This is a genomic window from Pseudoalteromonas sp. S4741 (genome assembly GCF_005886135.1).
In the GTDB taxonomy this organism is placed as follows: Bacteria; Pseudomonadota; Gammaproteobacteria; order Enterobacterales; family Alteromonadaceae; genus Pseudoalteromonas; species Pseudoalteromonas tetraodonis.
The window spans coordinates 1-25590 of record NZ_PNCN01000040.1 but is presented as its reverse complement, the minus strand read 5'-3'; the positions used below and the strand labels follow the sequence as shown (position 1 = coordinate 25590).

The window sequence follows — 25590 nt, the reverse complement described above, 5'->3', positions numbered from 1 at the left end:
CCTTTAGCCTTTAGCCTTTATTCAGCGGCTAGATAATCCAACACTACTTGATGGTGATCTTTGGTTTTGAATTTATCAAACAAGTGTTTAATTTTACCGTCTTGGCCTACTAAGAAAGTGAGGCGGTGGATACCGTCGTACTCTTTGCCCATAAACTTTTTATAGCCCCACACCCCAAAAGCGTCAGCAATGGCATGATCTTCATCTGAAAGTAGGTCAAAGTTAAGCTCTTTTTTTGTTTCAAAGTTTTTAAGACGCTTAATCGGATCTGGGCTTATGCCAACAACATGGGTGTTAAATTTAGCAAGCTCGGCTTGTTGGTCACGCAGGTTTTCGGCTTGTACGGTACAGCCAGGCGTTGACGCCTTAGGATAAAAGTATACCAGTACTTGTTTTTCTTTTAATAACTCGCTGAGCACGACAGTTTCGTCATTTTGGTTTTGTAAGCTAAAAGCCGGTGCTGTGTCGCCACTTTGTAATGGGGTAATTTTGTTCATGCTAAACTCCTTAGCGAATACGTCGAAAGATGTAATCTACGTTTAAAACGTGCGAAAGGTTTTCAAAACTAATTTTAAATTGGTCAATATCAACGTCAACGGGAATATTAAATTCAAGTTCACAGCGCATTTTAAGCTCAGCTTCTTCTTCGTAGGTGTCTGATTTTAATGAGCAAATATTAATATTATTATCTGCAAAAAAACGCGTTACTTTACTTAATGTGCCAGGGGTGTCTATGCCGGTATATTCTAAGGTATAGCCTGCACAAAACTCGCTTTGATTATGGCTTGAAGTACGCTTCATCATAGTGAGCAGTCCAAGCTCCATGCCTTTGGTGGGTAATGTATGCTCTATGCGGCTAATGGCTGACATATCACCGCTAAGTAGCATAATAAAGGTGAATTCGTTGCCTAAAATTGCAATACGGCTATCTATAATATTACAGTGGCAATCGCTTACGAGTTGCGTAAGTTCACTGACGATGCCCGATCTATCCTCGCCAATTGCGGTTAAAACAATTTGATGATTTGAAAATGCAGTCATGGGTTTTAAAGTACCTAAGTTACTTGGATGAAAACAACCGACTTGGCAACAAAAAAATAAACACGTAGCGTTGCACGGCGGCAAAGTTTAACACAAAACCCGCGTTAAACTATAGCAGCGGTTAATTTTAGGCGGTTAATAGTGCAGTGTTTCTTGTTTTTACAAGCTTGTGAAAGTACCATAGCAAAAATGTGTCTATTTGTAGCCTAGTCCGTTTGTTATCTCATAGGCTGAATGCAGTTAGGCAAGCAAATTATAAATGTAAAGTTAATATTGATTTTACACTGAACCAAATCGGTATTACCCACTCATATATTTGTTAAAACAATTAAGGGTATGCTAAGGAGAATTATCTGTGCAGTATTGGATCCCAAAAGCACTAGCAGTAAGTGTATTGGTAAGTTTGTCAGGGTGTAGTGTATTTACAAGTGATGCTCATAATGAGCGTAATTACCGCGCCCATGAGCCGGTTAAAGCGCCTGCATCGTTATCTCAACCCGCTCAAGATCCTGTTTATAAAATGGATGTGGGTCAATATGATAATAATCCGGAGGCAACAAACTATCGTCCGCCGGCGCAAGTTTTAACCATTGCTAAAGGCAGTTGGGTTGAGGAAGCAGATAAACAAGCGCGTATTTATTTTGATAAAAATGACGGCATTGAAGATTTAGATGTGTTTATTTGGGATTCGATTCAAGCGGTGCTTGCTGATAATAACATTAGTGCAACACAGCAAGATAAAACGCAAGGAATACTTGTAACCGATTGGTACGCTATTATAAAGCCTGAAGAAAGCTGGTTATGGGGCAATGATGAAAGCGTTGATTTAGAGCGTTTTAAATTTACTATTGAAGAAAAAGAACACCAACGCACAGCCTCGTTAACCGCTGAGCTTATTGATTTTAAAGGTGATAAGCCGCTAACTGACTTATTAAAACAACAGCTTGAAGTGCGTGCACTTAACCAAGTAGTGAGTGAGTTTGATTACCGCTACCGTCAGCTTGAAGTTGATATGCGTAAGCGCCAAGGGATCATCTCGTTAGAACTCGGGTTTGATAACAAAGGCAATGCCGCACTTGTTACTGAGCAGGCTTACGATACGGTATTCGATCGCTTTTCTGGATTCTTAGAGCGTTTATCTTTTACTATTGTTGAAATAAACCAAGAGACAGGTTTAATTACAGCAGATTATGCGAAAGTAGAAACCAGTGTGTGGGATTCAATTTGGGGCGATGAACCAATAGAGCTTCCAATTGATGAAGGTCAATACCAAATTTTGGTTAGCAAAACCAAACAAGGTGGCACCAGTCTAACGTGGATGGATGACAAAGGCGAAACACTTGAACCAGGTACAATGAATGGGTTACAACAAGCATTAGAAGCGGCGCTAATTAAGCGCGGTATTAAAATTTAATAATTATAAATACTTCCCACAAAAAGAGCTTTTTGCTCTTTTTGTGGTTTTTACAGGTTAAAAATATGTCTCAGTTAGATTCATCACGCCCAGCACCGGTCCAAAAAAGTTATGATTTGAAAATATGGTTGGTTTTTTTAATTCCTTCATTAATCGGTGTGTTTTTGTTTATGACGCCAGTACCGTCTGGCGAAATAATGACGATTCCTATTGCGGTAATGGCAAAAGCAATTCAAGCTTTATTTAGTCAAATAGCGCTTGGGTTAATAGCGACGATTATTTGTATTACTGGCGTTATGTCGTTGGTATTTAGTGTGTTTAAACCGAAAAGCTTAACCAAATTTCGCTTATTAAATCATTTGTTTAATGTGAGTTGGATTTGGTTAGTAACACGGTTATTAGGTATGGTGTTTGTGCTTTTAACTTATTTTCAAGTTGGGCCGCATGCTATTACCTCAGAAAATACCGGCTTGCTGGTATTGAAAGATTTACTACCAGTGTTGTTTTCGGTGTTTATTTTAGCGGGCTTGTTACTGCCGTTATTACTTAACTTTGGTTTACTTGAGCTTGTGGGTACCTTACTTACTAAAGTAATGCGCCCATTATTTGGCGTACCAGGGCGCAGTGCAGTTAACTGTGTTGCTTCATGGTTAGGTGATGGTAGCGTCGGTATTTTAATGACTGCGCGTCAGTATGAAGATAAATATTATACTCAACGTGAAGCTGCGATTATTGGTACCACTTTCTCAGCTGTTTCAATTACCTTTTGTTTGGTTGTTATTGGCCAAGTAAAGCTTGAATACTTATTTGCACCTTTTTACCTAACCGTGTGTTTAGCGGGTGTAGTGGCTGCGATAATTGTTCCGCGTTTACCGCCACTGCGGTTTAAAAAGGACGTGCTTATTGATGGTGAAGAGCCCGATGGAAACGCTGAATTGGTTCCTGAAGGCAAAACATTACTTAAGCATTCACTTGATGTTGCATTAACTAAAGCAGAAAAAGCACCAGGTTTTAAAGGCACAATTGAAGAGGGCTTACACAACGCATTTGATATGGTGTTTGCAGTATTACCTGTGGTAATGGCTGTGGGTACATTTGCGTTAATTATTGCTGAGTACACGCCAATATTTCAATATTTAGGTATGCCGTTTATTCCATTTTTAGAATTGCTACAAATACCTGAAGCTGAAATGGCGGCACAAACGATTATGGTTGGATTTGCAGATATGTTTATTCCGTCTATTTTAGCCGCAGGCTCAATTGAAAGCGATGTAACACGCTTTATTATTGCTGCCATGAGTGTAACGCAACTTATTTATATGTCTGAAGTGGGCGCACTTTTATTGGGTAGTAAAATACCGGTTAATATTTTTGAGTTATTTGTTATTTTTATTCTCAGAACCTTAGTCACCTTGCCTGTTATTGCCTTAATGGCACACTGGTTAGTTGGCTAGAACAGTCATTTAAACGAAAAAAAGCCCTGATTATTCAGGGCTTTTTTGTTTCTTTGCTTTGCGCAGATGAGCGAGGTGCTGAGGGTTTAAACTCGCTTTTTGCACTTAAACGCAGCAGTACTAAATTGCCGATAACAATAGCCAGTACAATCACGATAACGAGTACGATTTGCCAAATTTGCATTGCGATGCTCTTATTTTTTATTAAGCAATAATTATGACCACTTTAAATAAAAGCTGCAATCCTCTCTAGGGCTGTAAATAAGCAATTAAAACCGTTGTGCCACCGATAATGTTAAAAAGTTAATACCTGGGTTGGGCGCTTTGAATCCGGCGTTTGAATAGTGAATAATTCGCAGCGCTACATTAGTTTCACCAAAATCTGCCACTAGGCCTATCCTATCTTCAAACTGATAGTGAGTACTTAGGTTTTTACCAGCAAAATAGCGCTCATCAAGTAATGAAAAACCAATGCCAGCCTCTACATAAAAGGGGGTGTTGTATACACTAAATACTGGAAATTGCACCACCGGTGACACAGCCAAGACCACGTTGGATTGTGATTGTTGATCATGGCGGTATTGCCACACATTAACGCTGGTTTCTAAATAAAAACGAGCATCGCCGACAAAGTTTTGCATTCCTTGAGGGTGATATTGATACGCAAGCTTTGCCCCTGTTACATTGCCTTCTCCTTTTAATAAATCGACGGCATAACCATGGTTAGAGGATGCATAAGCGGCTTTGGTAGCCAATATAAACAGGGTAAAAACAAGAACTAAAAGTTTGTTGTATGAGGTTTTCATAACGGCCAACTAGGGTTTAAGTCAAAATAGTAAAGGGATAATAAGGGCGGTGAATTGGTGTTTTCAATAAGGACAAAAAGCCGCTTGTATATGGCTTGTTAACTGATTTATTTAACCAATTGAATTTATTTAATTAATTTAATTGGTGCCAATTAGGCATTAATAAGTTGCTTATTTATGCCTTTTTTATTGCCTGTTATTTGCGTAAATTACGCTTAAATTAATTATTTAAACTATGCATTTTTTATGAAACTTATAAAGCTTTTAGTGGTTATTGCTGTTTTTTTCAGTAGCACTTTGTATGCACAAACGCAGCCATCACCTAAGCAGTTATTGCAAACTGTAGCAGAATCATTATTTAACGATATTGGACAGGTAAATGCGAAAGGCGATGCCAGCAAAGAAGCCATGTCGTTAATTGTTCAGCAGCGTTTAATGCCACATATTGATGTTAAGTTTGTGTCGTTTAAATTATTAGGTAAGCATATTAAAGGTATTAACCGTGACCAAGGTGTTGCGTTTATTAATGCTGTAGAGCATTACTTAACAGGGACTTATGCCGGTGCGCTCATGAAGTACACAGGGCAGGATGTAATATTTGAGCAAGACGCTGCTGCAAGCGACTCTAAATTTGCTACGGTAAAAACGCAAATTATTGAACCGAATAAGCCAACCATTGATTTGCACTTTAAATTGCGTTTAGGTAACAACAACCAGTGGAAAGTATACGATATTGTTGCAGAGGGAATTTCGTTACTCAGTGCTAAGCAAAAAGAGATCATTCAACGTATTTCTGATGTGGGATTAGACCAAGTCATAGCAGAACTTCAGCAAAGTTAGTACTTTTGCAATTAACAGCTCCAACCTTAAAAGCAGCTAATGACGTATGTTGTTAGCTGCTTTTGTATTTTGGCCTATATTGCATGAGTTTACGCTAGCTTGGCTACCTAGCTGTGGTAGAATATTGGCTTCTTTGATTAAGCGTGGTGTCAGCTAAATACTGTTATAACTGACTACTCACCCGAGCTACACTGGAGTTGTGTTGTTTTAATGGAAAATGTACTAATTTGGCCAAAGGAATACCCGTTACTGGTCAAAGGGCTGGTTGAACAAAACGGTGCCTTCATTTTAGATGCTTTAGAAGCTTGGCCCGCCTGTCGCTCTACTGAAGAAGATAATGGTGTATGCACCACTGTTTTACCCCCAATTTATTATTTAACCTGGTTAACCCCCTTAGAGCCATTCGAAGAGTGTTATTTTCAGCATATTTCTGAATATGATGAAAACGCACAAGAGTATATTGCTGCACTGAAAGAGCATTATTTTGCCAATGATTACAGCATAGAAAATATTGTGCTAATGCTGTGTCAGCGACTTGAAAAGTACGCAAGTGTGTCGGCACAAAATAACATTGAAACGCCACTTTCTTTAATTAGCTTATTTTTTAGTAAACGCTTTTTTACTCTGATAGAGCATGCACTAGAGCAAGGTGCAAAGCTCTCAGCTGCAGATACCTTAGCTATTTGGAAAGAGGTCGATTTTAGAGAGCGTTTAAGTGCGCATATTCCCCAGTCGATTGCTGATATTGACCACTTAGCAGAGCTGACCAGCGAAAAAGTGGCTGCTGGCAAAGATTACTTTACTTTGTTAACTCAGGTGTCTCCTGATGTTGATTCTATTGTGCTTTTAGAAAATGCCTTACTTGCGCATTTAAACAAGAAAAAAGCTAAGCAAACCATGGCAATGCGCTTTATTGAGCAAGGCGCCACGGGCACCTTAACCGATGAAGGTAATAAAACAGCATTTATGTGGGCGGCAGAAAAAGGCTACGTAAATGTAGTAGAGACACTCCTGCAGTACCAAGATAAAAAAGCGGTAGACGACCAAGGTAATACGGCGCTGCATTACGCGGTGATAAGTAAAAACGAATCGTTAATGATTTTACTGCTCAAAGCAGGGTATGACTTTAGAGCGCGAAATAACGAGGGGTTAAGTTGTTACCGATTAGCGGTTAGTATAAAAGCCAGCAACTTAGTTAAGTGCCTTGAGCGTGACTTTGGTATTAAAGAGTTATCGCCAGAGGGGCAGCTAGAGCGAATTAAAAAGGTGCATGTGCTACATGCGCTTGTGGCTTTATTATTACCGCTACAGTTATTTTTCTTTTTTGATGAAAACATCACTATAAAAAGTGAGCTTACTCTTTTTATGACCATGACGGCGGTGGTGTGTTTTTTCTTTGCAACGAACTTAAAGCGTTGCTCATTGTACCCGCATGTAAAACACCCATGGGGATTGTTTTTAATACGAATGATGTCGGTTTTTAGTCTTGTTGCACAACTAGGTTTAGCCTGTATTGTAGGGTTGGCAGCTTTAAGCGAGTTAGTTTAAAAGTTAATGTTTTGCTACAAAAAAACGCGCTAATTAGCGCGTTTTTGCATTGTTGGGTATTTATTACGGATTGTTTTTATCGTGCTCGTGTGCAGCTTTTTCTTCAGCGAGCTCATCTTTAAGCTTGCGAATTTTAAGCCCAAGTTCTTGCCCTCTATGGCGCGCATAATAAGTACAGCCAATAAACATAGATGAGGCAAATAATAACTCAAGCAATACCCATATAAGCTCATCTTGTGCGACCCACAGCAATGTAAAGCCATGAATAAAGTAAAACATAACAATAAAATTAGCCCACGCATAGGTGTAGGTTTTATCTTGTAATATGCCTTTTAATGGCAGTAATAGTGGCAATACATACACTAAGAAAAGAAAGGTGTTACTGTGACCGTCTCTAGGGGCTAATACAAACATCCATAACGGCATTAAAATAAGCAGACCAATATAACCAAATAAGGCTAGGCGCTGAAATTTAATGGTAATCGGTTTTTTAGCAGGCTCGCTTACTTGAATCATTTAAGTTTACTCGCAACTTGAGTCAGGCGTTTTCCTACGCTTTGACATATTTTAATTTCGTCTTGACTTAGGGTTGAGCTGTTATTGCTACCTGCAACGTGAGAGGCGCCATAAGGTGTTCCTCCTGTTTCGGTGCCGAGCAACTCAGGTACATCGTAGGGTACGCCCATCAACATCATCCCATGGTGTAACAAAGGCAATGACAAATTGAGTAGGGTTGCTTCATTGCCACCATGCATACTGCTTGATGATGAAAACACACAGGCAGGTTTATCGATAAGTTGGCCTTTGAGCCAAAGATCGCTGGTGGTTTCCCAAAACGTTTTTGCTTGTGCGGCCATCATGCCAAAGCGGGTCGGCGTACCAAATGCAAGCCCGTCACAGGCAACTAAATCATCTTTACTGATCACAATGTCATGCGGGTTTTTAGCCACAAAAGTACGCAGTAATGCAGTTGCACCTTGTTGCTCTATTGACTCTGCAATCTCATGTGCCATGGCTTCTACTGAGCCATGGCTTGAGTGATACAGCACCACGATGGTTGTGCTCATTATAGAACGCTTAATACGTTTTCAGGCGGGCGACCTAGGGCGGCTTTATTGTTATTTACTACAATAGGGCGCTCAATTAGTTTTGGGTGATTGACCATGGCATCAATAAGCTCTGACTCGCTATTTTCATCTTTTAAATTAAGCGCTTTGTACTGCTCTTCTTTGGTGCGCATCAAATCTCGTGCCGAATTAAACCCAAGTTGAGAAACTAAGGTACTAATTTGCTCATGAGAAAGCGGTGTTTTTAAGTATTCAACAACACTCGGTTCAATGTTTTTACTTTGTAATAGGTTAAGGGTTTCGCGTGATTTTGAACAACGCGGATTATGATAAATAGTAACTGACATAAAAATACATCCAAAGTATAAATTGTGGCTATTTTAGGTGAACTCACTAAAGACTTAAAGCCTCGCAAGCTCTTTTTGCAATAACCGATACTGTGTGAGTAACGCTTTTAAGCGCTGTTGCTTAACATCTTCACTTGGCTCTACAAAATTAAGCGCTTTTTGTATTTCGTCGGCCGCTTTTAAATACGCGCCATACTGAGATAATACATCGGCATTGGCTTCATGGTAGGCCGCCAATTTTTCTTGTTTTTTGTAGGCGTCAGTTAAAAGCTGTTTGCCTAAATTGTGATCGGGTTTTTCCAGTAAAAACGACTTTAATATATTTTCAGCTAACTCATATTGCTCAGCCTCTAATGCCGCGTTGGCGTAATTTAAGGTGATCACTTGGTTATTTGGCCGATAATTATTTAGCTCGCTTAAGTAACTAACAGCTTCTGCGGCTTTTTTTTGTGCAATGAGTAAATCTGTTTTGGTATCAATATAAAATAAGTTTTTAGGATCGTCTGCCAATAACTCATCAAGAATAGGTTGTGCTTCATCCGTCTTTTTTTGATCAAGCAAACTAATAGCTAAACCGTATTGTAATGCTACGTTGTTATAGGTGTTTTCGCGCATTAACTTTCTAAATAAGGCTTCTGCGTTTTCGGGTTTGTTATCGTAACGCGCCAGGACTCGGCTTTTTGCTAAGTCAAAATCAAGGCTCGAGCTTACCTGGCGTTTAGGGTATTGCTCGGCACGAAGGCGAACATCTGACACACGACTTTCAGGAAGAGGGTGAGTGAGTAAAAACGCCGGTGGTTTATATTTATAACGAATTTGTGCGGCAAGTTTAGTTAAAAATTCACTTGATGCTCTGGCATCAAACCCTGCGTTGTTGAGGGTTTGCATGCCCATTCTGTCTGCTTCTTGTTCGGCAGAACGGCTATGTGTCAGCTGACTGAAAGCTGATTGTGTTTGGCTGGCTGAAATAATAGCCATACCAGCATCAGGGGCTACAACCGCGGCTAAAATACCAGCAATCATGCCTGCAATAGTAAGCCCGCTATTATCTTGTTGCTGCTGAATGCGCCTTGCTAAGTGGCGCTGGGTGACGTGTGCTATTTCGTGGCCAAGAACCGATGCAAATTGACTCTCGTTATCGGCTTGGGCTATTAATCCGGTGTGTACACCAACATGGCCGCCATAAAATGCAAATGCATTGATTTCGGGATTATTTAACCAAAAGAATGAAAACCCAAAACGCACATCATTGGCGTTAGCAACTAACTTTCTACCTAAGGTTGTTAGGTATTCATCAAGCACCGGATCGTTAATCAAAGGCGATGAGCCTCTGATCTGCATCATCATCACTTCACCAATCGCTTTTTCTTTTTCAATTGGTAGTGCTTTTAAGGCTGAAGTGCCTAAGTCGGGCAGTTGAAGATTGGTTTGTGCCTTTAACGGCTCACTTATCAGTAGGCTAAACGTAAGCGCTGCACTGCATAAAGTGATAAAGGCTGATTTTAGCTGCATTATATTCCTTGTTTATTTTTTATCAGGGGCACTTGAAGGATCATGTCTATATAAACGGCTGTCCTTTTCACATAGTTGATAAAACGCCTTTATTGTGACCCCATCAACCTTAACAATGTTCAATTGAGTTTGTAAAAAAGCAATAATTTTATGAACCACTTTGTGAGAATGTAATATAAGCGCTTTATCTGCTTCATCGCCTTGGTCTAAGTAAAAGCCAATAAATTTATGTAATTGATTAATGCGAATAACGGTTTTCATGGTCAATGGATCCCATAACCTAAACTCCATTCTCTCATCATGTCGTGCGTATCTATCGATGGCGGTATCATTAGAAAAAGGGAAGGCTTGTAATTCAAAACCACGCTCGGTAAACACTTGATGCAGTGAAATTCGTGGTTTGTTATTGCTTTCTTTTTCATAAAGTTCGTTGGGGTCTATTCCCAGCGCTTCTAAATTCCAATTGCGTTTGTCGATAATACGCTTGATGGCATTATCAAATCCGTGATCTAAAATACTTTCACATTCACTTACCGACGAAGCCACTAAATGATAAAAATGCGGCAGCTCCCCCCAATTAATTTGCTTTTTAAACCAATTAATTTCTTTGAGAGTTGGATTGCTAGGCAATTGCGCTTTATTATGCGAATTAGGCATTAACGTATCCTGATAGCTAACGATGCTATAAGGATAAACCATTGCAGAGGTTGTTTTAAGGAAAAGTTAAATTTAACTGCGGTTAATCTCAATTGGCCCTGTTATAGGACTTATTATTAATGTGAATAGGTAGCGAAACGAGTATGCTAGAGCTAAATTTACGCACTTATAAATGCCCACAGCAATTTATTCAGTTTAAATTAGGGCTGCGTGATGCAATATCGTTAAAACAAGCAATTACCTTTAATATCTCACAAGAACAAAACACTGATGATATTGAACGATATTTGCAAAAAAAAGCGTATTATTACAAGTTAAATAAACAACAGGGGTTGTTATTAGTGGAGCCGTTTTGTGTTTGAATATGTAAAAGCATGGTATGAAAAAAAGTTTTCTGATCCTGATTCAGTCACTTTACTTTTTTTATTGTTGGTACTGGTTGCCATGTTGTATTTTTTTGGCCCATTAATTGTGCCTGTGTTAGTGGCACTGATCATAGCTTATTTATTAGATTGGCCTGTGGTTCACATAGAACGGTTTGGCCTTAAGCGTTTTACTGCCACCAGCATAGTAATGCTGATATTTATTGGCATTATGCTCACTTTAATATTGGTTATAGGCCCTGTGCTTTGGCAGCAAAGCAGTAACTTAGTCCAAGAAACACCGCATATGGTCGAACAAGGTAAATCGTTTTTACTCGAACTGCCTGATAAATACCCCAGCCTTATTAGCGCAGAACAAGTGCAGTCGATTGTAGTAACCGTTGAAACCAAAGTACTCGACTTTGGCCAAGTGATATTGTCTGCGTCGCTTAATTCATTAAAAGACGCTGTAGCATGGTTAATTTACCTTATTTTGGTACCGCTACTGGTGTTTTTTATGCTCAAAGATAAAGTAGAGCTCAGTGCCAGTATTGCTAAAATGATCCCACGCCAACGCCGCTTAATTTTACAAGTGTGGCATGAAATGAATCAGCAAATAATGAATTATATTCGTGGCAAAGTATTTGAAATTTTAATTGTTGGTTCTGTGTCGTTTATTGCTTTTACCATACTGGACTTACGCTACGCCGCGCTTTTAGGCGTTCTCGTAGGCTTTTCGGTGCTTATTCCGTTTGTGGGCGCAGCGTTAGTAACTATACCAGTGGCCGCAGTAGCGCTGTTTCAGTTTGGTTTAGAAACTCAATTTTGGACCGTTTTAATTATATACGGCATTATTCAAGCGCTCGATGGCAACGTATTGGTGCCTTTACTGTTCTCTGAAGCGGTTGATTTAAATCCGGTATTTATTATTGTTGCGGTGCTATTTTTTGGTGGGCTATGGGGTTTTTGGGGAGTGTTTTTTGCCATTCCATTAGCATCATTAGTCAAAGCACTTATTAATGCCTGGTCATCCAAACACGAAGAACTCGGTAACTAAAAGGTATAGTAAACGCACTTTAATTACTAAAGATTATTACTCATTCCTGTCAAAACTATGTACTATTGGGAATAAGATATATTTTTTAGTAATAAGGTGCGTTTTTAATGTCAGAGTTTTTATTGCCAGATGAACCCAAAGCTCAAGTTTATCTCGATGCAAATGCGACCACACCTGTATTGCCATGTATTGCAGAGGTGGTGTGCCATGCTATGCAAATTTGTTTTGGTAATCCCTCAAGTCCTCATATAACCGGCATTCAAGCTAAACACTTATTAGAACAAACCAGGCAAAAAGCCCGTACCGTCATTGGCGCGCAACAGGGCGATATTTTATTCACCTCCGGTGCCACTGAGGGGATTCAAACCGCCATTGTATCGACGCTCATTAATGCAAAACACCATACAAAGCCAAACCCCGTTTTATTGTACGGGGCAACCGAACATAAAGCGGTGCCTAATACCCTAAAGCATTGGAATACAGTGCTGGAAATTAACGCAGACATTATTGCTATTCCGGTTAATCGTGGTGGTATTTTAGATTTAGACTTTATTGCTCAGCATATTGATAACGCTTTGATGATTTGCACGATGGCCGTTAATAATGAAACCGGTGTTTACCAAGATCTAAGCGCCATAGAAAAGGTGATTCGTAGTCGTAATAGCCAAGTCACTTGGATGGTTGATTGCGTACAAGCGCTTGGCAAACAACAGCTCAACCTAAGTGAAACCACGATTGATTATGCGCCTTTTTCAGGGCATAAACTTTATGCACCTAAAGGCATAGGTTTATTGTATATTCGTCAAGGCAGCCCATACACGCCCTTTATAGCCGGTGGCGGACAAGAAAGTGGCATGCGCTCTGGTACAGAAAACCTGCCTGGTATAGCTGGGCTCAATAAACTGTTTAGTTTGCTGCTAGATAAACAAGACGAGACATTTAAGTCAACAGATGTACTTAACTTGTATCGAGATAAACTGCATAGCGCCTTAGTTGATACTTTTGGAAGTATTACCTTTAATCATGACTTTGCCTGCTCAGTGCCCACAACGCTTAATTTTGCAGTTAATGATTTAACCAGTAAAGAAGTTATTGATTTATTTGACGCTGCAGGTATTAGGGTCAGCGGTGGTTCTGCATGCAGCACGGGAGCTACGCAGAGCTTTGTGCTTGCTGCGATGGGAGCCTCACAGTGGCAAAGTGAAAACGCTATTCGTTTGTCGTTTGGCCCTGCTGCCACGATGGCGCAAATAGATGATGCATGTGAACAAATTAGAGCGCTTAAAACGGTATTACAAGCTAACTGTTTAGTGATTTCTGATAGCAGTTTTCCTGTGCAAGAAGTATGTGCTTTAGGGCTTACCCAATTTAGACACCAAGGTGCATGTAGTTGGTTGTATGTAACAGATGATCAACATGCATTTATTATCGATCCGATTATTGAATTGATCCCTCGCTTTGAAAAAATAGTAACTACACAAAATTTAACTATTACCGCTATTTTAAATACGCACGAGCATCAAGAACGTCACTGCGCACTTGATTTAATGCGCAGCGCACTTAACGAAAACCTAGTCGCTGGAGAGGTTGATAAATTAGGCTGGCCAACTAATAGCGACAAATTGCAATTAACCACTCACGTACTCGAAAAGTTAGCCACACCAGGGCATAGCCAAGATAGCGTGAGTTATTTATTAAAAGCGAATAATGGTGATGTTGAGTACTGTTTTTGCGGTGATTTAATTTTACCTGCAGGGCTTGGAAATACCGCGCTTGATGGCGGGGATGCAATGCAAATGGCGCATTCCTTGACGAGGTTAGCAGCAGAGCTGAATCCGCTAAGTGTGGTGTGTTCAGGGCATGATTACCAACAGTGCTTTGCAATGAACTGGGCTGTTCAACAGCAGCAAACGCCATTATTACAAACCTTAATTAAAGGTGATATTAATGACGCTGAATTTGCCGCACAAAAACAGCAAGCAGATTTACAACAGCAAACACAAGCTAACACGCTCTGTGGTTATGTTAATGCTAAGCCTGCTGTAGAAACTTCGCAATTAAGTTTTAACCAAGCAAAAGAAATACTGGTAAAGGGCAATGCGTATTTAATTGATACCCGAGAACCTTATGAACATGGCGCTAATAATTTAAGCGTATTGCTAAACGTACCCATAGCTAAAACCTTAAATATTCCTTTAAGTCGAATGGCTCATGCACTTACGCAAGGTCAATTGGACAAAAACAACCAGTATATTTTGGTGTGTCGCAGTGGTAACCGTTCAAAAATTGCGGCAGCAAATTTGACTGAGCTTGGTTACAGCAGTGTTTATAACTTAGCAGGTGGTTTAGCGTTAACCGGTTAATTGTTTTTTTAGAGGAAAGGCCGACATTTGTCGGCTTTTTTTTGCTCGCTTTAATTTGGATCAGTTAGAAATTAATAAAATCTTTATTAAAGAGAGGGGCTGATCAGTTGTTAAATTCAATTTTTAATTTTATGATACCGGTGTCAAAAGCAAAAAATTGCGCTATTATCTGCATCAAAGCTTATAAAAATAACGCAAATTAGACTTTTTAAGCTATAATATTGGGCTTTGCTTTTTACAAAATTCGGTTGTTTTGCGTCGTAAAAAATTAAATAAAGCGCTTTAAATCAACAGGTTAATAAATTAGGGGATGTTTACATGGCGAGCCGTTCTGAGTTAGTAAGTTGGCAAGCACTAGAAAATAGTGCACAAAAGATGACACAAACACATCTGAAAACTTTATTTGCACAAGACGATTCTCGTTTTTCTCAATTTTCTACTCACATTCCCGGTGTATTGTTTGATTATTCAAAACAACGTATTGATGAAACAGTTTTCGCTCAATTAATCTCATTAGCTAAAGAGTGTGATATTGAAGTGTGGCGTGAAAAAATGTTTGCCGGTGAAAAAATAAATATCACCGAAGACCGTGCTGTATTGCATACCGCACTTAGAAATCGCGCCCATACACCGCTTGTTGTTGACGGTGAAAATATTACTGAGGCGGTCGATAGCGAACTTGCTAAAATTAAAACCTTTGTTGAAAAAGTACGCAGTGGACAGTGGTTAGGTTACACCGGCAAAGCGGTGAAAGATGTAGTGAGTATTGGAGTAGGGGGTTCAAACCTAGGCCCTCAAATGGCAACTGAAGCACTTAAATCAGTGGTTGATAAGCCGTTAAACGTTCATTATGTTTCTAATGCTGATGGCGTACAAATCGCGTCGGTATTGAATAAAGTTGACCCTGAAACAACGTTATTTGTTATTTCGTCAAAAACGTTTACTACATCAGAAACCATGACCAACTCAAAAACAGCAGTTGATTGGTTTTTAAATAGCGCCAAAGATAAAAGCGCCATAGCAAAGCATTTTGTGGCAGTAAGCACTAATTTAGAAAAAACCGCGGCATTTGGTATTAGTGACGAAAACGTATTTACCATGTGGGATTGGGTTGGCGGTCGTTTTTCACTTTGGAGTGCGATTGGTTTACCTATTGCACTTTATGCCGGCTTTGAAGCATTTGAAGCTATTTTAGAAGGGGCGTTTGAAGTTGACGAGCACTTTAAGTCGGCGCCGCTTGAGCAGAATATTCCTTTAATTATGGCGCTGTTGAGTGTATGGAATACCAGCTTTTTAGGGTTTGATTCGCAAGCTATTTTACCTTACGACCAAGCATTGCATATGTTGCCTGCATATTTACAACAAGGTGAAATGGAAAGTAACGGTAAACACGTCACTTTTGACGGGCAAACCGTACCTTACACTACCGTGCCTATTATTTGGGGCATGACTGGAATAAATGGCCAGCATGCGTTTTATCAATGTTTGCACCAAGGCAATATAATTGTCCCTGCGGACTTTATTGGCTCTGTAAAACCACAAGTTAACGTTGATAAGCATCACAATATTTTATTATCGAACTTTTTTGCACAAACCGAAGCATTAATGAACGGGGTAGATGCGCAGCAGATAACCGCTGATTTAACAGCCAAAGGCAAAACGCCTGCGCAAATTGAAATGCTACTAAAGCATAAAATTCATCAAGGAAACCGCCCAACAACGTCTATATTATTAGACACGGTTGATGCAAAAGCGGTGGGTCGTTTAATTGCATTGTATGAACATAAGATTTTTTGCCACGGTATTCTTTTACAAATATGTTCGTTTGATCAGTGGGGCGTTGAGCTTGGTAAAGGCTTAGCCTCTAAAATTGAAGCTGAATTAACCGACGATAACGTGGTTAATGAGCACGACAGCTCAACACAGGGCTTAATGGCGTACTACAAACAACACCGTACGCAGTAACACATTCATTTATTACACAATAAGTAACCAAATACCTTTGAACGGGTAGCGCTGGAGTCCTAGGGCCTGTATTTTTGTGAGAGGAATTACAGTGTCCCTAGACCCATATTTTATGGCGCATATAACGAACAACATTAGTAGGCTTTGTGCTAAGGCCTGCATTATCCAGATAATAAACCGCTATAACTGATTACCAATACGGTAGTGGCAGGTAGCATAAACGTAGAGAGTAACTATGCTTAATCCTTTTGATATTATAATTTTTGGGGGCGGTGGTGATCTTGCGTTACGCAAATTACTTCCTGCAATGTATCGAGCATATCAAGAAGGTAACTTACCGCAAGGCTCACGTATTTTGCCTACCGTGCGCGAACAAAGTAAATGTGATGAATACATTGATACCGCACACAAAGCATTACAAGAATTTTTAAGCGAAGGCGAGTATAACGCTAAGGATTGGAAATCGTTCTCAGCGTTTTTAGTGCCTGTAGTGAGTAATGTTACCGAAGCGGATGATAACTGGGATGTACTGAAAAAGATTCTTGATGAAGACGACAGCGATAAATCTCGTGTGTTTTACTTATCTCTTCCGCCAGCTGTGTATGGCACTTGTTGTGAAATTCTATCTACTAAAAAATTAATAACAGCCAATTCACGTGTTGTTGTAGAAAAACCAATCGGTTATTGTGGCGAGTCTGCAGAAGTTATTAATGCGAAAATTGCACAGTACTTCGACGAAGATCAAATCTTCCGTATTGACCACTACCTAGGTAAAGAAACCGTTCAAAACTTAATGGCATTGCGTTTTTCAAATTCATTATTTGAAAACATGTGGGATGCTAAATCGATTGATAATATCCAAATTAGCTTATCAGAAACGGTAGGGCTTGAGAGCCGCGCTGGTTTTTATGATAAAGCCGGTGCCTTGCGTGACATGGTGCAAAACCACTTGTTACAGCTACTTTGCTTAGTCGCAATGGAGTCACCGCATAAACTTAAAGCCAATAGTATTCGTAATGAAAAGTTAAAAGTATTAGAAGCATTACGCCCATTAGAGGGCAGCGATGTTGATGACAATATTATTCGTGGGCAATACGTACCGGGTGATTTAAACGGTAAAATAGTCCCAGGTTACTTAGAAGAGCTAAACGAAGGGGCAAGTAAAACTGAAACGTTCGTGGCTATTCGAGCGCACATTGATAATTGGCGTTGGGCAGGTGTGCCTTTTTACCTGCGTACCGGTAAACGTATGGCAAAGCGCTGCGCTGAAATTGTGGTTGAATATAAAAAAGTATCTCATAACGTGTATGAGGACAGCGTAGGTAATATCGAGCCAAACCGTTTGGTGATCCGTTTACAACCACAAGAAAGTATTCAATTAACGCTGATGTCGAAGCGTTTAGATAATTTAGACATGCAACTTGAGCCTGTAACGATGAACATTGAGCTGTCGCAAGCATATAGTAATGGCTTTCACTCAGATGCTTACAAACGTTTAATGCTTGATGCTGCAGCGAATAATCCATCATTATTTATTCACCGCGACGAAGTACGCCAAGCGTGGAAATGGATTGATCCAATAATTGAACGTTGGCAGGAAAAAGGTAAACCAGCACTATATAGAGCCGGTAGTTGGGGCCCTGAAGATGCAGATGAATTATTAGCAGAGAATAATCATGTTTGGTTTAACACTGGCGATAAGGCATAAGTGATGGCAACAATAGTAGAAAAGTTTTTTGACGATAAAGCTGCGCTGACTGATGAACTATCTCAGTCGTTAGAGCATGCTTTACGTGATGGTATTGAACGTGATGGCCGTGCAGTATTAATGGTTTCAGGCGGTTCTTCACCTGAGCCGGCTTATAAACATTTATCGACCCTTGATTTAAACTGGGCAAACATTGATGTTGCTATGGTTGATGAGCGCTGGGTTGAGGCAAGTCATGAAAAGAGTAATGAAGCATTCATCAAGCGTACTTTGTTACAAAACCATGGTGCAGCGGCTAATTTTATTAGCATGAAAAATACGGCAGCCACTGCAGAGCAAGGGGTTGATGCCTGTGAAGCGCAGTTTCAAGCATTAAAACGTCCTTTTGATGTGACTATTTTAGGCATGGGCCCAGATGGCCACACCGCGTCATTATTCCCACATGCACAAGGCCTGAAAAACGGCCTAGATTCAAGCCAACTTGTGTGCGCTATCAACGCGATACAAAGTGACGTAACAGGCAGTATTACTGAGCGCATGAGCTTAACGTTAAATGCGATTGCACAATCTAAAGTGGTTAAATTGTTAATTAGTGGCGATGAAAAGCTGGCTGTTTATAAACAAGCTTTAGCGGGGGGCGATGTGAATGACATGCCGTTACGTGCGGTATTAAATCACCCTGAGATCAACATTGAAGTGTATTGGGCGCCCTAATTTTAATATAAATTAGATGTGCGCTAAACCTCTTTGTATTGATGGTTTAATGAAAGGTCAGTCGCTTTTGCTACTGACCTTTTTTATTGCTGATCTGTTTTACTCTTTGCTGAATTAAACAAAGCCGCGCAGAGATAAAGATGAAATGCTGAGTATTGCCTCCACAATTAGCAGTATAAAATAGGCTTTTACACCGATTGTAAATCCTGAATAAATTTTACTTATAGCAAAAAATCAAATGGTTAAATTTATTAAACACTAACTCACAAGCATGTTTTACGGTTTGAAAATTCCTACTCACCACGTTGTTTTAAACAAAATCAATTTAAAAATGCTTCAAGTACATGCTGGAAATTGATCGACAATTAAATTAGCCGGTTTACATGAAACTAATGAAAGCAAACTTTTATGAAGAATAGACTCTTGGTAGTTTTTGTTTTCTATTTTAGGCAGTATTTCATTTTGAAAAAATGCGTGCAACAACCTCAAGTAAGGTTGCGGCATATCATAAGTAACGTTTTTATATATTTGTCTAAATAATCAACGATAATTTTTTGTTAATTAATATCCTACAAACTGCCACAAAATTTTCACTTCCTTTTTGTTGCCAAAACCTTTAGCCTTAGGGCACTAACAGTAAAAAATCAAATTTATAAAATAACGGAGCAGTAACATGGCGGAGCAACAAGTACAGCCTTTACACAACGAAAAACATGCCAACACTAAAATTAAAAATGGCATCAATATCGAATTTATGAAAACTCAACACTTAGTGCCAGTTGTAGCACACGAGTTTGCGCGTATCGCCAATGAGTTTCCAATGTCTTTTGTTAAAAATAACGAAACAGGTACTTTTCAAGCCGTTGCTATGTTTGGCCTAGAGCCAGGTGAAAACTTATTTGTTGATGGTGACAAATGGACAGCTGCGTTTGCACCTATGGCAACGACACGTTACCCATTAGGTTTAGTAAAGCACCCTGAGCAAGATCAATTTGGTATTGTAATTGACGAAGCGAGCTCATTAGTTGGTGAAGAAGAGGGTAATGCATTATTCGAAAACGGTGAAGAAACTGATTACCTTAAGCGTCGTAAAGAAGCGTTAGTATCGTTCATTGAGTTTTCACAAGTCACTGATGCGTTCACTAAATTCCTTGCTGATAAAGAATTACTAGTAGCACAAACGCTAACGGTTGATATTAAAGGCGAGAAAAAAGACATCAACGGTATTTACCTTATCGATGAGAAAAAACTAAATGAGCTAAGCGATGCAGACTTTCTAGAGCTTCGTAAACGCGGTTATTTAGCACCTATCTATTCTTTCTTAACGTCTACTCACCAAGTAGCACGTTTAGCACGTTTAAAAGCGCAACAAGCGTAATTTTTAAACAGAATTTAAAAAGCGCCTCAGGGCGCTTTTTTTATGCCATTAAACTCAGTTCACTTGAAAAACCCCACGTAACCATTCACATTAGTTTTAATATTAACTAACAAAAGAACGCACAATGAAAAAATCACTATTACTAGGACTGCTTTGCGGTAGTTTAATGAGTGTGAGCTCATCTGCATTGAGTGCGAGCACGCCGTTTGCCATTGCGATTCATGGCGGGGCGGGCACAATCGAAAAAAGTAAATTTACGGCTGATCAAGAGCAAGCTTACCGCGATAAATTAGCTCAAGCTGTTGAGGCCGGGTATAAGGTACTTGAACAAGGCGGAGAAAGTCTTGATGCAGTCACAGCAGCCATTGAAGTGTTAGAGCAATCGCCTTATTTTAACGCCGGACGCGGCGCGGTATACACCTATGATGGTAGCCATGAGTTAGATGCCTCTATTATGGATGGTCGTAACCGCCAAGCTGGAGCAGTTTCGGGCATTAAGCACATAGAAAGTCCAATTAAACTTGCCCGTTTAGTGATGGAAAAATCGGTGCATGTGATGTTAAGTGGCCAAGGTGCAGAAGAGTTTGCTAAAGAGCAAGGCATTAGCTTAGTAGAGAATAATATATTTGATACAAAGCATCGCTATGAAGCTTTATTAAAAGCAAAGGAAAAACTAGAGGCGAGCAAAAACACCAATAAAGATTATCAAGCAGCGCATAAGGCGTTACCCGCTAATTATAAAATGGGTACTGTGGGTGCGGTGGCACTGGATAAACAAGGTAATTTAGCCGCGGGCACGTCAACTGGCGGAATGACCGCAAAACGTTTTGGCCGTATTGGTGATGCACCAGTTATTGGCGCGGGTACCTTTGCAGAAAACGCCTCGTGTGCGGTATCGGCAACTGGCCATGGCGAATATTTTATTCGTTATAATGTGGCAAGCGATATTTGCGCACGAGTAAAATACCAAGGTAAAACCATTGCCCAAGCCGGGGATGAAGTAATAAATGGGGTGCTTAAACCGATTGGCGGCACAGGCGGTGTTATTATTGTTGATACAAAAGGCAATATTAGCCTGCCGTTTAATACCACAGGCATGTACCGTGCGAGTAAATCGAATACGCAAGCGACTTATGTAGGTATTTTTAGCGACGAATAAGCGTTTTTCTTTAGTGGCTGGAGGTTTATATAATAATCCACTGATTGTTATGTCCTTTACAGGATTAACCCCAGCCATTTAATTTGCTACAATCGAGGCTCTTTGACTAATTTTTATAAGGTATGCAGGTGGTAAACCTAGGTCAGTTGTTTGGCGAGCTAAAAACGTGCTTAAAAAAAGATCAATTCAGTTTTAAAAAGCGCCTTCATGGCGTAAAAAAAATTACCGACGAGGCAAAACTTACTAGTGCGCTTGAAAAAATTACGGCTGATATCAGTCGCAGTCAATCGCTTCGCGAGCAGCGATTAGCTGGGCTACCTAACGTTACTTATCCTGAGCAATTACCGGTCAGTCAAAAAAAAGACACCATCAAAGAGGCCATTGCTAATAATCAAGTGGTGATCATTGCTGGTGAAACCGGCTCAGGTAAAACCACACAAATTCCTAAAATGTGTTTAGAGTTAGGACGTGGGGTTGATGGGTATATAGGCCATACTCAACCTAGACGTTTAGCTGCACGTAGCGTTGCCAATCGTATAGCAGAAGAAATGCAATGCGAGCTTGGTCAGCAAGTGGGTTTTAAAATTCGTTTTAGCGATCAGGTTTCTAATAACAGTTATATAAAACTGATGACCGACGGTATTTTATTAGCTGAAATACAACAAGACCGTTTTTTGAATCAATACGACACCATTATTATTGATGAGGCGCATGAGCGCAGTTTAAACATTGATTTTATTTTAGGTTACCTTAAAAATTTACTTCCTAAACGTCCTGACTTAAAAGTTATTATTACCTCTGCGACCATTGATCCAGAGCGTTTTTCTAAGCACTTTGATGATGCGCCAATTATTGAAGTATCAGGCCGGACATTCCCTGTGGATGTACGCTATAACCCCATCAGTGACATCCAAAAAGAAGACGTGGAAGCCGAAGGCGACCAGTTACAGGGGATTTTTGATGCGGTCGATGAACTTTGCGCTGAAGGCCCCGGTGATATTCTGATCTTTTTAAACGGTGAGCGAGAAATACGCGATACCGCCGATGCGCTAAGTAAGCGTAATTTAAAACACACCGATATATTACCTTTGTATTCAAGGCTATCGAACGCTGAACAAAATCGTATTTTTGCGCCGCATTCGCGCCGCCACATTATTCTTTCAACCAACGTGGCTGAAACATCGCTAACGGTGCCAGGTATTCGTTATGTTATTGACCCGGGTACGGCGCGTATTAGTCGTTACAGTTACCGTACAAAGGTTCAACGTTTACCCATAGAGCCTATTTCGCAAGCTAGTGCTAATCAGCGAATGGGGCGTTGTGGACGTGTTGAAGCGGGTATTTGTATTCGCTTGTATTCAGAGGACGATTTTTTATCACGTCCTGAATTTACCGATCCTGAAATATTGCGTACTAACTTAGCGTCAGTTATTTTACAAATGCTGGCATTAGGGTTGGGTGATATGGCGCAATTTCCTTTTGTGCAAGCCCCAGATAGCCGCAACATTAACGATGGTTTAACACTGCTTGAAGAATTAGAAGCGGTAAAAGAAGCTAAACGTCATCAAAAAACCAGTTTAACGCAATCTGGTCGAGAGCTGAGTCGTTTGCCAGTGGATCCGCGTTTAGCAAAAATGGTGCTGACTGCGCATAAGCTGGGTGCATTGCGTGAGGTGATTATTATTGTTGCTGCGCTTTCAATTCAAGATCCACGAGAACGACCACAAGAAAAACGCCAGGCAGCGAATGAAAAACACGGTCGCTTTGACGATCCAGACTCTGACTTTATCGCCTTTTTAAACTTGTGGAATTACCTCGAAGAGCAGCAAAGTGAGCTGACCAATAGCCAGTTTAGAAAGCTATGTCAAAAAGACTTTTTAGCGTATATGCGTATTCGTGAATGGCAAGACATCGTTTATCAAATCAGCACTGTGTGCAATGAAATGAAAATGAAAGCCACTACGAATGTTGCAGACAGCGAGCTTATTCACAAAGCACTGTTAAGTGGCATGCTTAGTCATATTGGTTTTAAAGACGAAAAGCAGCTGTATAAAGGCGCACGTAATAGCCAATTTCATATTTTTCCAGGATCTGGCTTGTTTAAAAAGAGCCCCAAGTGGATGATGTCGGCTGAATTGGTAGAAACCAGTAAACTCTATGCCCGTATTAATGCCAAAATAGATGTGAACTGGGTAGAACCGTTTGCTCAACATTTGGTAAAGCGAAGCTATACAGAGCCACACTGGGAGAAAAAGCCCGGTGCAGTCATTGCCTTTGAGCAACAAACACTTTACGGCCTGCTTATCGTTAATAAACGCCGGTGTGTGTATAGCAAGATTGACCCTAAAGTAAGCCGCGAATTATTTATCCGCTCGGCGCTGGTTGAACAAGAGCTTGGATTAAATGAAGCATTTTTAGCGTATAACCGCGAATTAATTGAAGATATTCAAGTGCTCGAGAACAAGTCTCGTAGACGCGATATTTTAGTTGATGAGCAAACCTTGTTTGAGTTTTACGAGAAGAAAATACCCAGCGATATTAACAATCGTGCTGCGTTTATTAAGTGGTATAAAACACAAAAACAACAAGACAAACACTACCTGCACATGACGCGCGAAGAGCTCATGCAACATGGCGCCAGCAGCATTACCGAATTTGACTACCCAGATACATGGCAGCAAGATAATTTGATGCTGCCGCTTACCTATCACTTTGATCCAGGCCAAGCGGTTGATGGCGTTGCCGTACAAATACCCGTTGCACTGTTAAACCAAGTGCAAGAAAGTGGCTTTGATTGGCATATACCGGCATTTCGTCATGAGTTAATTTGTGGGTTAATTAAGTCATTACCAAAGTCATTGCGTCGTAACTTTGTCCCTGCGCCCAATTATGCCGATGCGGTGTTAGCGGCTATAGAGCCATTACAAGGCTCGTTAATCGACTCGCTAAGCAATCGATTACTGCGTATGACCGGCGTCCGTGTAGACCCTGAAGCGTGGGATTTAACTGCGCTTGCTCCGCATTTAAGGCTACAATTTGAGGTGCGCGATGAACACGACAAGCTACTGGCACGTGGACTCGATTTAGCTAAACTTAAAGCGCAGCTACAAGGCAAGGTCACCGACACCTTATCTAAAGTCGCCGACAAAGGCATAGAAAAAACCGATTTAACACAGTGGGATTTTGGAGAGTTACCAACATCCTATGTGAAAAAGCAAGGTCAGTACGAAATTAAAGCGTACCCTGCGCTGGTGGATAAAAAATCAACGGCGGCAGTGGAGTTATTCGATAACGAAATTAAAGCGAAATTAGCGCACCAGCAAGGGTTGCGTCGTTTAGTGTTATTAAACGTGCCATCACCCATTAAATACCTGCAGCAAAATTTACCAAACAAGGCTAAGCTAGGGTTGTACTTTAATCCTTTTGGTAAAATTGCCGATTTAATAGATGACTGCATTGCATCGGGTGTTGATAGCCTATTAGTTAAATATGGTGATATTCGTACAAGTGATGCATTTGAAGCGGTTAAAGAGCATATTCGCGGCGAATTAGGCGACACCGTAGTAGCAATTGCAACCCAAGTAGAGCAAGTACTGAGTATTGCTCATGCGCTGCATAAAAAAATGAAAGGGCGTGTAGATTTAACCATGATCACTGCCCATGGCGATATTAAATCTCAGTTAGAATCGCTTATTTTTAAAGGTTTTGTGAGCCAGCATGGGGCGGATAAGCTTGGCGATTTAATTCGTTACTTAAAAGCGATTCAAAAACGACTAGAAAAGCTACCCGTTGACCCAAATCGTGATAGATTATGTGTGCTAGAGCTTGAAAAAGTAGCGCAAGAATATAAAAAACTGACGAATAAAACCCCTAAAGGAATGCCATTGCCTGATGATGTTGAGGCTATTTTTTGGATGCAGCAAGAGTTACGCGTATCCTTATTTGCGCAAACCTTAGGTACGCCTTATCCAATTTCAGCAAAACGTGTGTTAAATGCGATAAAAGAAATTGAATAACCCCTTTATTCGCTATTAAGCTAGGGTCTGTTGACCCTTGCAGATTAAAATTTGTTCAAACTAGGGGCAGTTTAATCGCGGCGCGGGGTTTGTAACCTAGTGGGTTAAGTAAAAACCACACCACATAGGCTCTGCCTTGCCTAAATACCAAACAGGCTACTGCAAATTCAACCTTGAACGGT

The 25590-nt window shown here is 40.2% G+C and carries 22 protein-coding genes; 13 read left to right on the top strand and 9 right to left on the bottom strand.

What is annotated here, in order from left to right; translation table 11 throughout:
* Positions 1-17: 17 nt before the first annotated feature.
* Both bcp and CWC30_RS07570 read right to left on the bottom strand, forming a co-directional pair.
* Positions 18-497 carry a thioredoxin-dependent thiol peroxidase gene (gene bcp, locus CWC30_RS07575; RefSeq protein WP_013465264.1) on the bottom strand — a complete coding sequence of 160 codons (480 nt, stop codon included), beginning with the start codon at positions 495-497 and terminating at the stop codon, positions 18-20.
* A 10-nt stretch (positions 498-507) separates the two neighbouring features.
* On the bottom strand, positions 508-1041 hold the full coding sequence (locus CWC30_RS07570) for a glycine cleavage system transcriptional repressor (protein WP_138626777.1): 534 nt from the start codon (positions 1039-1041) through the stop codon (positions 508-510).
* A gap of 355 nt (positions 1042-1396) precedes the next feature.
* Between CWC30_RS07570 and bamC the strand changes: the two genes are divergently transcribed.
* Together bamC and CWC30_RS07555 are read left to right on the top strand one after the other, a co-directional pair.
* Complete coding sequence (bamC, locus tag CWC30_RS07560; protein ID WP_138626776.1) at positions 1397-2455, top strand: NlpB/DapX family lipoprotein; 1059 nt, start codon at positions 1397-1399, stop codon at positions 2453-2455.
* A 65-nt stretch (positions 2456-2520) separates the two neighbouring features.
* Entirely contained in the window at positions 2521-3909 is a 1389-nt protein-coding gene (locus CWC30_RS07555) for a YjiH family protein (RefSeq protein WP_069439661.1), read from the top strand.
* Positions 3910-3943: 34 nt separating this feature from the next.
* On the opposite strand, the gene CWC30_RS07550 is transcribed toward CWC30_RS07555, so the two are convergent.
* Both CWC30_RS07550 and CWC30_RS07545 read right to left on the bottom strand, forming a co-directional pair.
* Positions 3944-4093, bottom strand: a complete 150-nt coding sequence (locus CWC30_RS07550) for a DUF2897 family protein (RefSeq protein WP_076916055.1) — start codon at positions 4091-4093, stop codon at positions 3944-3946.
* 85 nt (positions 4094-4178) lie between these two features.
* Complete coding sequence (locus CWC30_RS07545; RefSeq protein WP_138626775.1) at positions 4179-4715, bottom strand: acyloxyacyl hydrolase; 537 nt, start codon at positions 4713-4715, stop codon at positions 4179-4181.
* Between the two features lie 246 nt (positions 4716-4961).
* On the opposite strand from CWC30_RS07545, the gene CWC30_RS07540 reads away from it, so the two are divergent.
* Together CWC30_RS07540 and CWC30_RS07535 are read left to right on the top strand one after the other, a co-directional pair.
* Positions 4962-5555, top strand: a complete 594-nt coding sequence (locus CWC30_RS07540; protein ID WP_076922502.1) for an MlaC/ttg2D family ABC transporter substrate-binding protein — start codon at positions 4962-4964, stop codon at positions 5553-5555.
* A gap of 210 nt (positions 5556-5765) precedes the next feature.
* Positions 5766-7103: an ankyrin repeat domain-containing protein gene (locus CWC30_RS07535; RefSeq protein WP_036982202.1), complete on the top strand. Its 1338-nt coding sequence runs from the start codon at positions 5766-5768 to the stop codon at positions 7101-7103.
* Between the two features lie 63 nt (positions 7104-7166).
* Here the strand turns inward: CWC30_RS07535 and CWC30_RS07530 are convergent, their stop codons facing one another.
* The 5 genes from CWC30_RS07530 to CWC30_RS07510 are packed head-to-tail and all read right to left on the bottom strand — an operon-like array spanning position 7167 to position 10686.
* On the bottom strand, positions 7167-7619 hold the full coding sequence (locus tag CWC30_RS07530) for a DUF2069 domain-containing protein (protein WP_036982203.1): 453 nt from the start codon (positions 7617-7619) through the stop codon (positions 7167-7169).
* Entirely contained in the window at positions 7616-8170 is a 555-nt protein-coding gene (wrbA, locus tag CWC30_RS07525) for an NAD(P)H:quinone oxidoreductase (RefSeq protein ID WP_138626774.1), read from the bottom strand. The genes CWC30_RS07530 and wrbA overlap by 4 nt, the downstream gene beginning before the upstream one ends.
* Positions 8170-8517, bottom strand: coding sequence for an arsenate reductase (glutaredoxin) (gene arsC, locus CWC30_RS07520; protein ID WP_036982212.1), 348 nt, complete (start codon positions 8515-8517; stop codon positions 8170-8172). Before arsC ends, wrbA begins: the two co-directional genes overlap by 1 nt.
* A 54-nt stretch (positions 8518-8571) precedes the next feature.
* Complete coding sequence (gene bepA / locus CWC30_RS07515) at positions 8572-10029, bottom strand: beta-barrel assembly-enhancing protease (RefSeq protein WP_138626773.1); 1458 nt, start codon at positions 10027-10029, stop codon at positions 8572-8574.
* A 12-nt stretch (positions 10030-10041) separates the two neighbouring features.
* A complete protein-coding gene (locus CWC30_RS07510; RefSeq protein WP_138626772.1) occupies positions 10042-10686 on the bottom strand; it encodes a hypothetical protein in 645 nt (214 codons plus the stop codon).
* A gap of 143 nt (positions 10687-10829) precedes the next feature.
* Here CWC30_RS07510 and CWC30_RS07505 point away from each other — a divergent pair, with 143 nt between their 5' ends.
* From CWC30_RS07505 to hrpA, 9 genes are all read left to right on the top strand, one after another.
* On the top strand, positions 10830-11048 hold the full coding sequence (locus tag CWC30_RS07505; protein WP_036982228.1) for a hypothetical protein: 219 nt from the start codon (positions 10830-10832) through the stop codon (positions 11046-11048).
* Positions 11041-12105, top strand: a complete 1065-nt coding sequence (locus CWC30_RS07500; protein WP_138626771.1) for an AI-2E family transporter — start codon at positions 11041-11043, stop codon at positions 12103-12105. The genes CWC30_RS07505 and CWC30_RS07500 overlap by 8 nt, the downstream gene beginning before the upstream one ends.
* 107 nt (positions 12106-12212) lie before the next feature.
* Positions 12213-14468 carry an aminotransferase class V-fold PLP-dependent enzyme gene (locus tag CWC30_RS07495; protein WP_138626770.1) on the top strand — a complete coding sequence of 752 codons (2256 nt, stop codon included), beginning with the start codon at positions 12213-12215 and terminating at the stop codon, positions 14466-14468.
* A gap of 318 nt (positions 14469-14786) precedes the next feature.
* On the top strand, positions 14787-16433 hold the full coding sequence (gene pgi / locus CWC30_RS07490) for a glucose-6-phosphate isomerase (RefSeq protein WP_069439653.1): 1647 nt from the start codon (positions 14787-14789) through the stop codon (positions 16431-16433).
* 235 nt (positions 16434-16668) lie between these two features.
* Complete coding sequence (gene zwf, locus CWC30_RS07485; RefSeq protein WP_013465247.1) at positions 16669-18141, top strand: glucose-6-phosphate dehydrogenase; 1473 nt, start codon at positions 16669-16671, stop codon at positions 18139-18141.
* Positions 18142-18144: 3 nt separating this feature from the next.
* Complete coding sequence (pgl, locus tag CWC30_RS07480; RefSeq protein ID WP_013465246.1) at positions 18145-18855, top strand: 6-phosphogluconolactonase; 711 nt, start codon at positions 18145-18147, stop codon at positions 18853-18855.
* A 673-nt stretch (positions 18856-19528) separates the two neighbouring features.
* Positions 19529-20233, top strand: coding sequence for a SapC family protein (locus tag CWC30_RS07475; protein WP_013465241.1), 705 nt, complete (start codon positions 19529-19531; stop codon positions 20231-20233).
* A gap of 124 nt (positions 20234-20357) precedes the next feature.
* Positions 20358-21392: an isoaspartyl peptidase/L-asparaginase family protein gene (locus CWC30_RS07470; protein ID WP_138626769.1), complete on the top strand. Its 1035-nt coding sequence runs from the start codon at positions 20358-20360 to the stop codon at positions 21390-21392.
* A 128-nt stretch (positions 21393-21520) separates the two neighbouring features.
* Positions 21521-25408: an ATP-dependent RNA helicase HrpA gene (hrpA, locus tag CWC30_RS07465; RefSeq protein ID WP_171034696.1), complete on the top strand. Its 3888-nt coding sequence runs from the start codon at positions 21521-21523 to the stop codon at positions 25406-25408.
* Positions 25409-25590: the final 182 nt, after the last annotated feature.

What these genes read in the sequence shown, in the direction of transcription:
- bcp (WP_013465264.1), bottom strand. Translation starts at nt 497, where the DNA reads ATGAACAAAATTACCCCATTACAAAGTGGCGACACAGCACCGGCTTTT.
- CWC30_RS07570 (WP_138626777.1), bottom strand. Translation starts at nt 1,041, where the DNA reads ATGACTGCATTTTCAAATCATCAAATTGTTTTAACCGCAATTGGCGAG.
- CWC30_RS07555 (WP_069439661.1), top strand. Translation starts at nt 2,521, where the DNA reads ATGTCTCAGTTAGATTCATCACGCCCAGCACCGGTCCAAAAAAGTTAT.
- CWC30_RS07550 (WP_076916055.1), bottom strand. Translation starts at nt 4,093, where the DNA reads ATGCAAATTTGGCAAATCGTACTCGTTATCGTGATTGTACTGGCTATT.
- CWC30_RS07545 (WP_138626775.1), bottom strand. Translation starts at nt 4,715, where the DNA reads ATGAAAACCTCATACAACAAACTTTTAGTTCTTGTTTTTACCCTGTTT.
- CWC30_RS07540 (WP_076922502.1), top strand. Translation starts at nt 4,962, where the DNA reads ATGAAACTTATAAAGCTTTTAGTGGTTATTGCTGTTTTTTTCAGTAGC.
- CWC30_RS07535 (WP_036982202.1), top strand. Translation starts at nt 5,766, where the DNA reads ATGGAAAATGTACTAATTTGGCCAAAGGAATACCCGTTACTGGTCAAA.
- CWC30_RS07530 (WP_036982203.1), bottom strand. Translation starts at nt 7,619, where the DNA reads ATGATTCAAGTAAGCGAGCCTGCTAAAAAACCGATTACCATTAAATTT.
- wrbA (WP_138626774.1), bottom strand. Translation starts at nt 8,170, where the DNA reads ATGAGCACAACCATCGTGGTGCTGTATCACTCAAGCCATGGCTCAGTA.
- arsC (WP_036982212.1), bottom strand. Translation starts at nt 8,517, where the DNA reads ATGTCAGTTACTATTTATCATAATCCGCGTTGTTCAAAATCACGCGAA.
- bepA (WP_138626773.1), bottom strand. Translation starts at nt 10,029, where the DNA reads ATGCAGCTAAAATCAGCCTTTATCACTTTATGCAGTGCAGCGCTTACG.
- CWC30_RS07510 (WP_138626772.1), bottom strand. Translation starts at nt 10,686, where the DNA reads ATGCCTAATTCGCATAATAAAGCGCAATTGCCTAGCAATCCAACTCTC.
- CWC30_RS07505 (WP_036982228.1), top strand. Translation starts at nt 10,830, where the DNA reads ATGCTAGAGCTAAATTTACGCACTTATAAATGCCCACAGCAATTTATT.
- CWC30_RS07495 (WP_138626770.1), top strand. Translation starts at nt 12,213, where the DNA reads ATGTCAGAGTTTTTATTGCCAGATGAACCCAAAGCTCAAGTTTATCTC.
- pgi (WP_069439653.1), top strand. Translation starts at nt 14,787, where the DNA reads ATGGCGAGCCGTTCTGAGTTAGTAAGTTGGCAAGCACTAGAAAATAGT.
- zwf (WP_013465247.1), top strand. Translation starts at nt 16,669, where the DNA reads ATGCTTAATCCTTTTGATATTATAATTTTTGGGGGCGGTGGTGATCTT.
- pgl (WP_013465246.1), top strand. Translation starts at nt 18,145, where the DNA reads ATGGCAACAATAGTAGAAAAGTTTTTTGACGATAAAGCTGCGCTGACT.
- CWC30_RS07475 (WP_013465241.1), top strand. Translation starts at nt 19,529, where the DNA reads ATGGCGGAGCAACAAGTACAGCCTTTACACAACGAAAAACATGCCAAC.
- CWC30_RS07470 (WP_138626769.1), top strand. Translation starts at nt 20,358, where the DNA reads ATGAAAAAATCACTATTACTAGGACTGCTTTGCGGTAGTTTAATGAGT.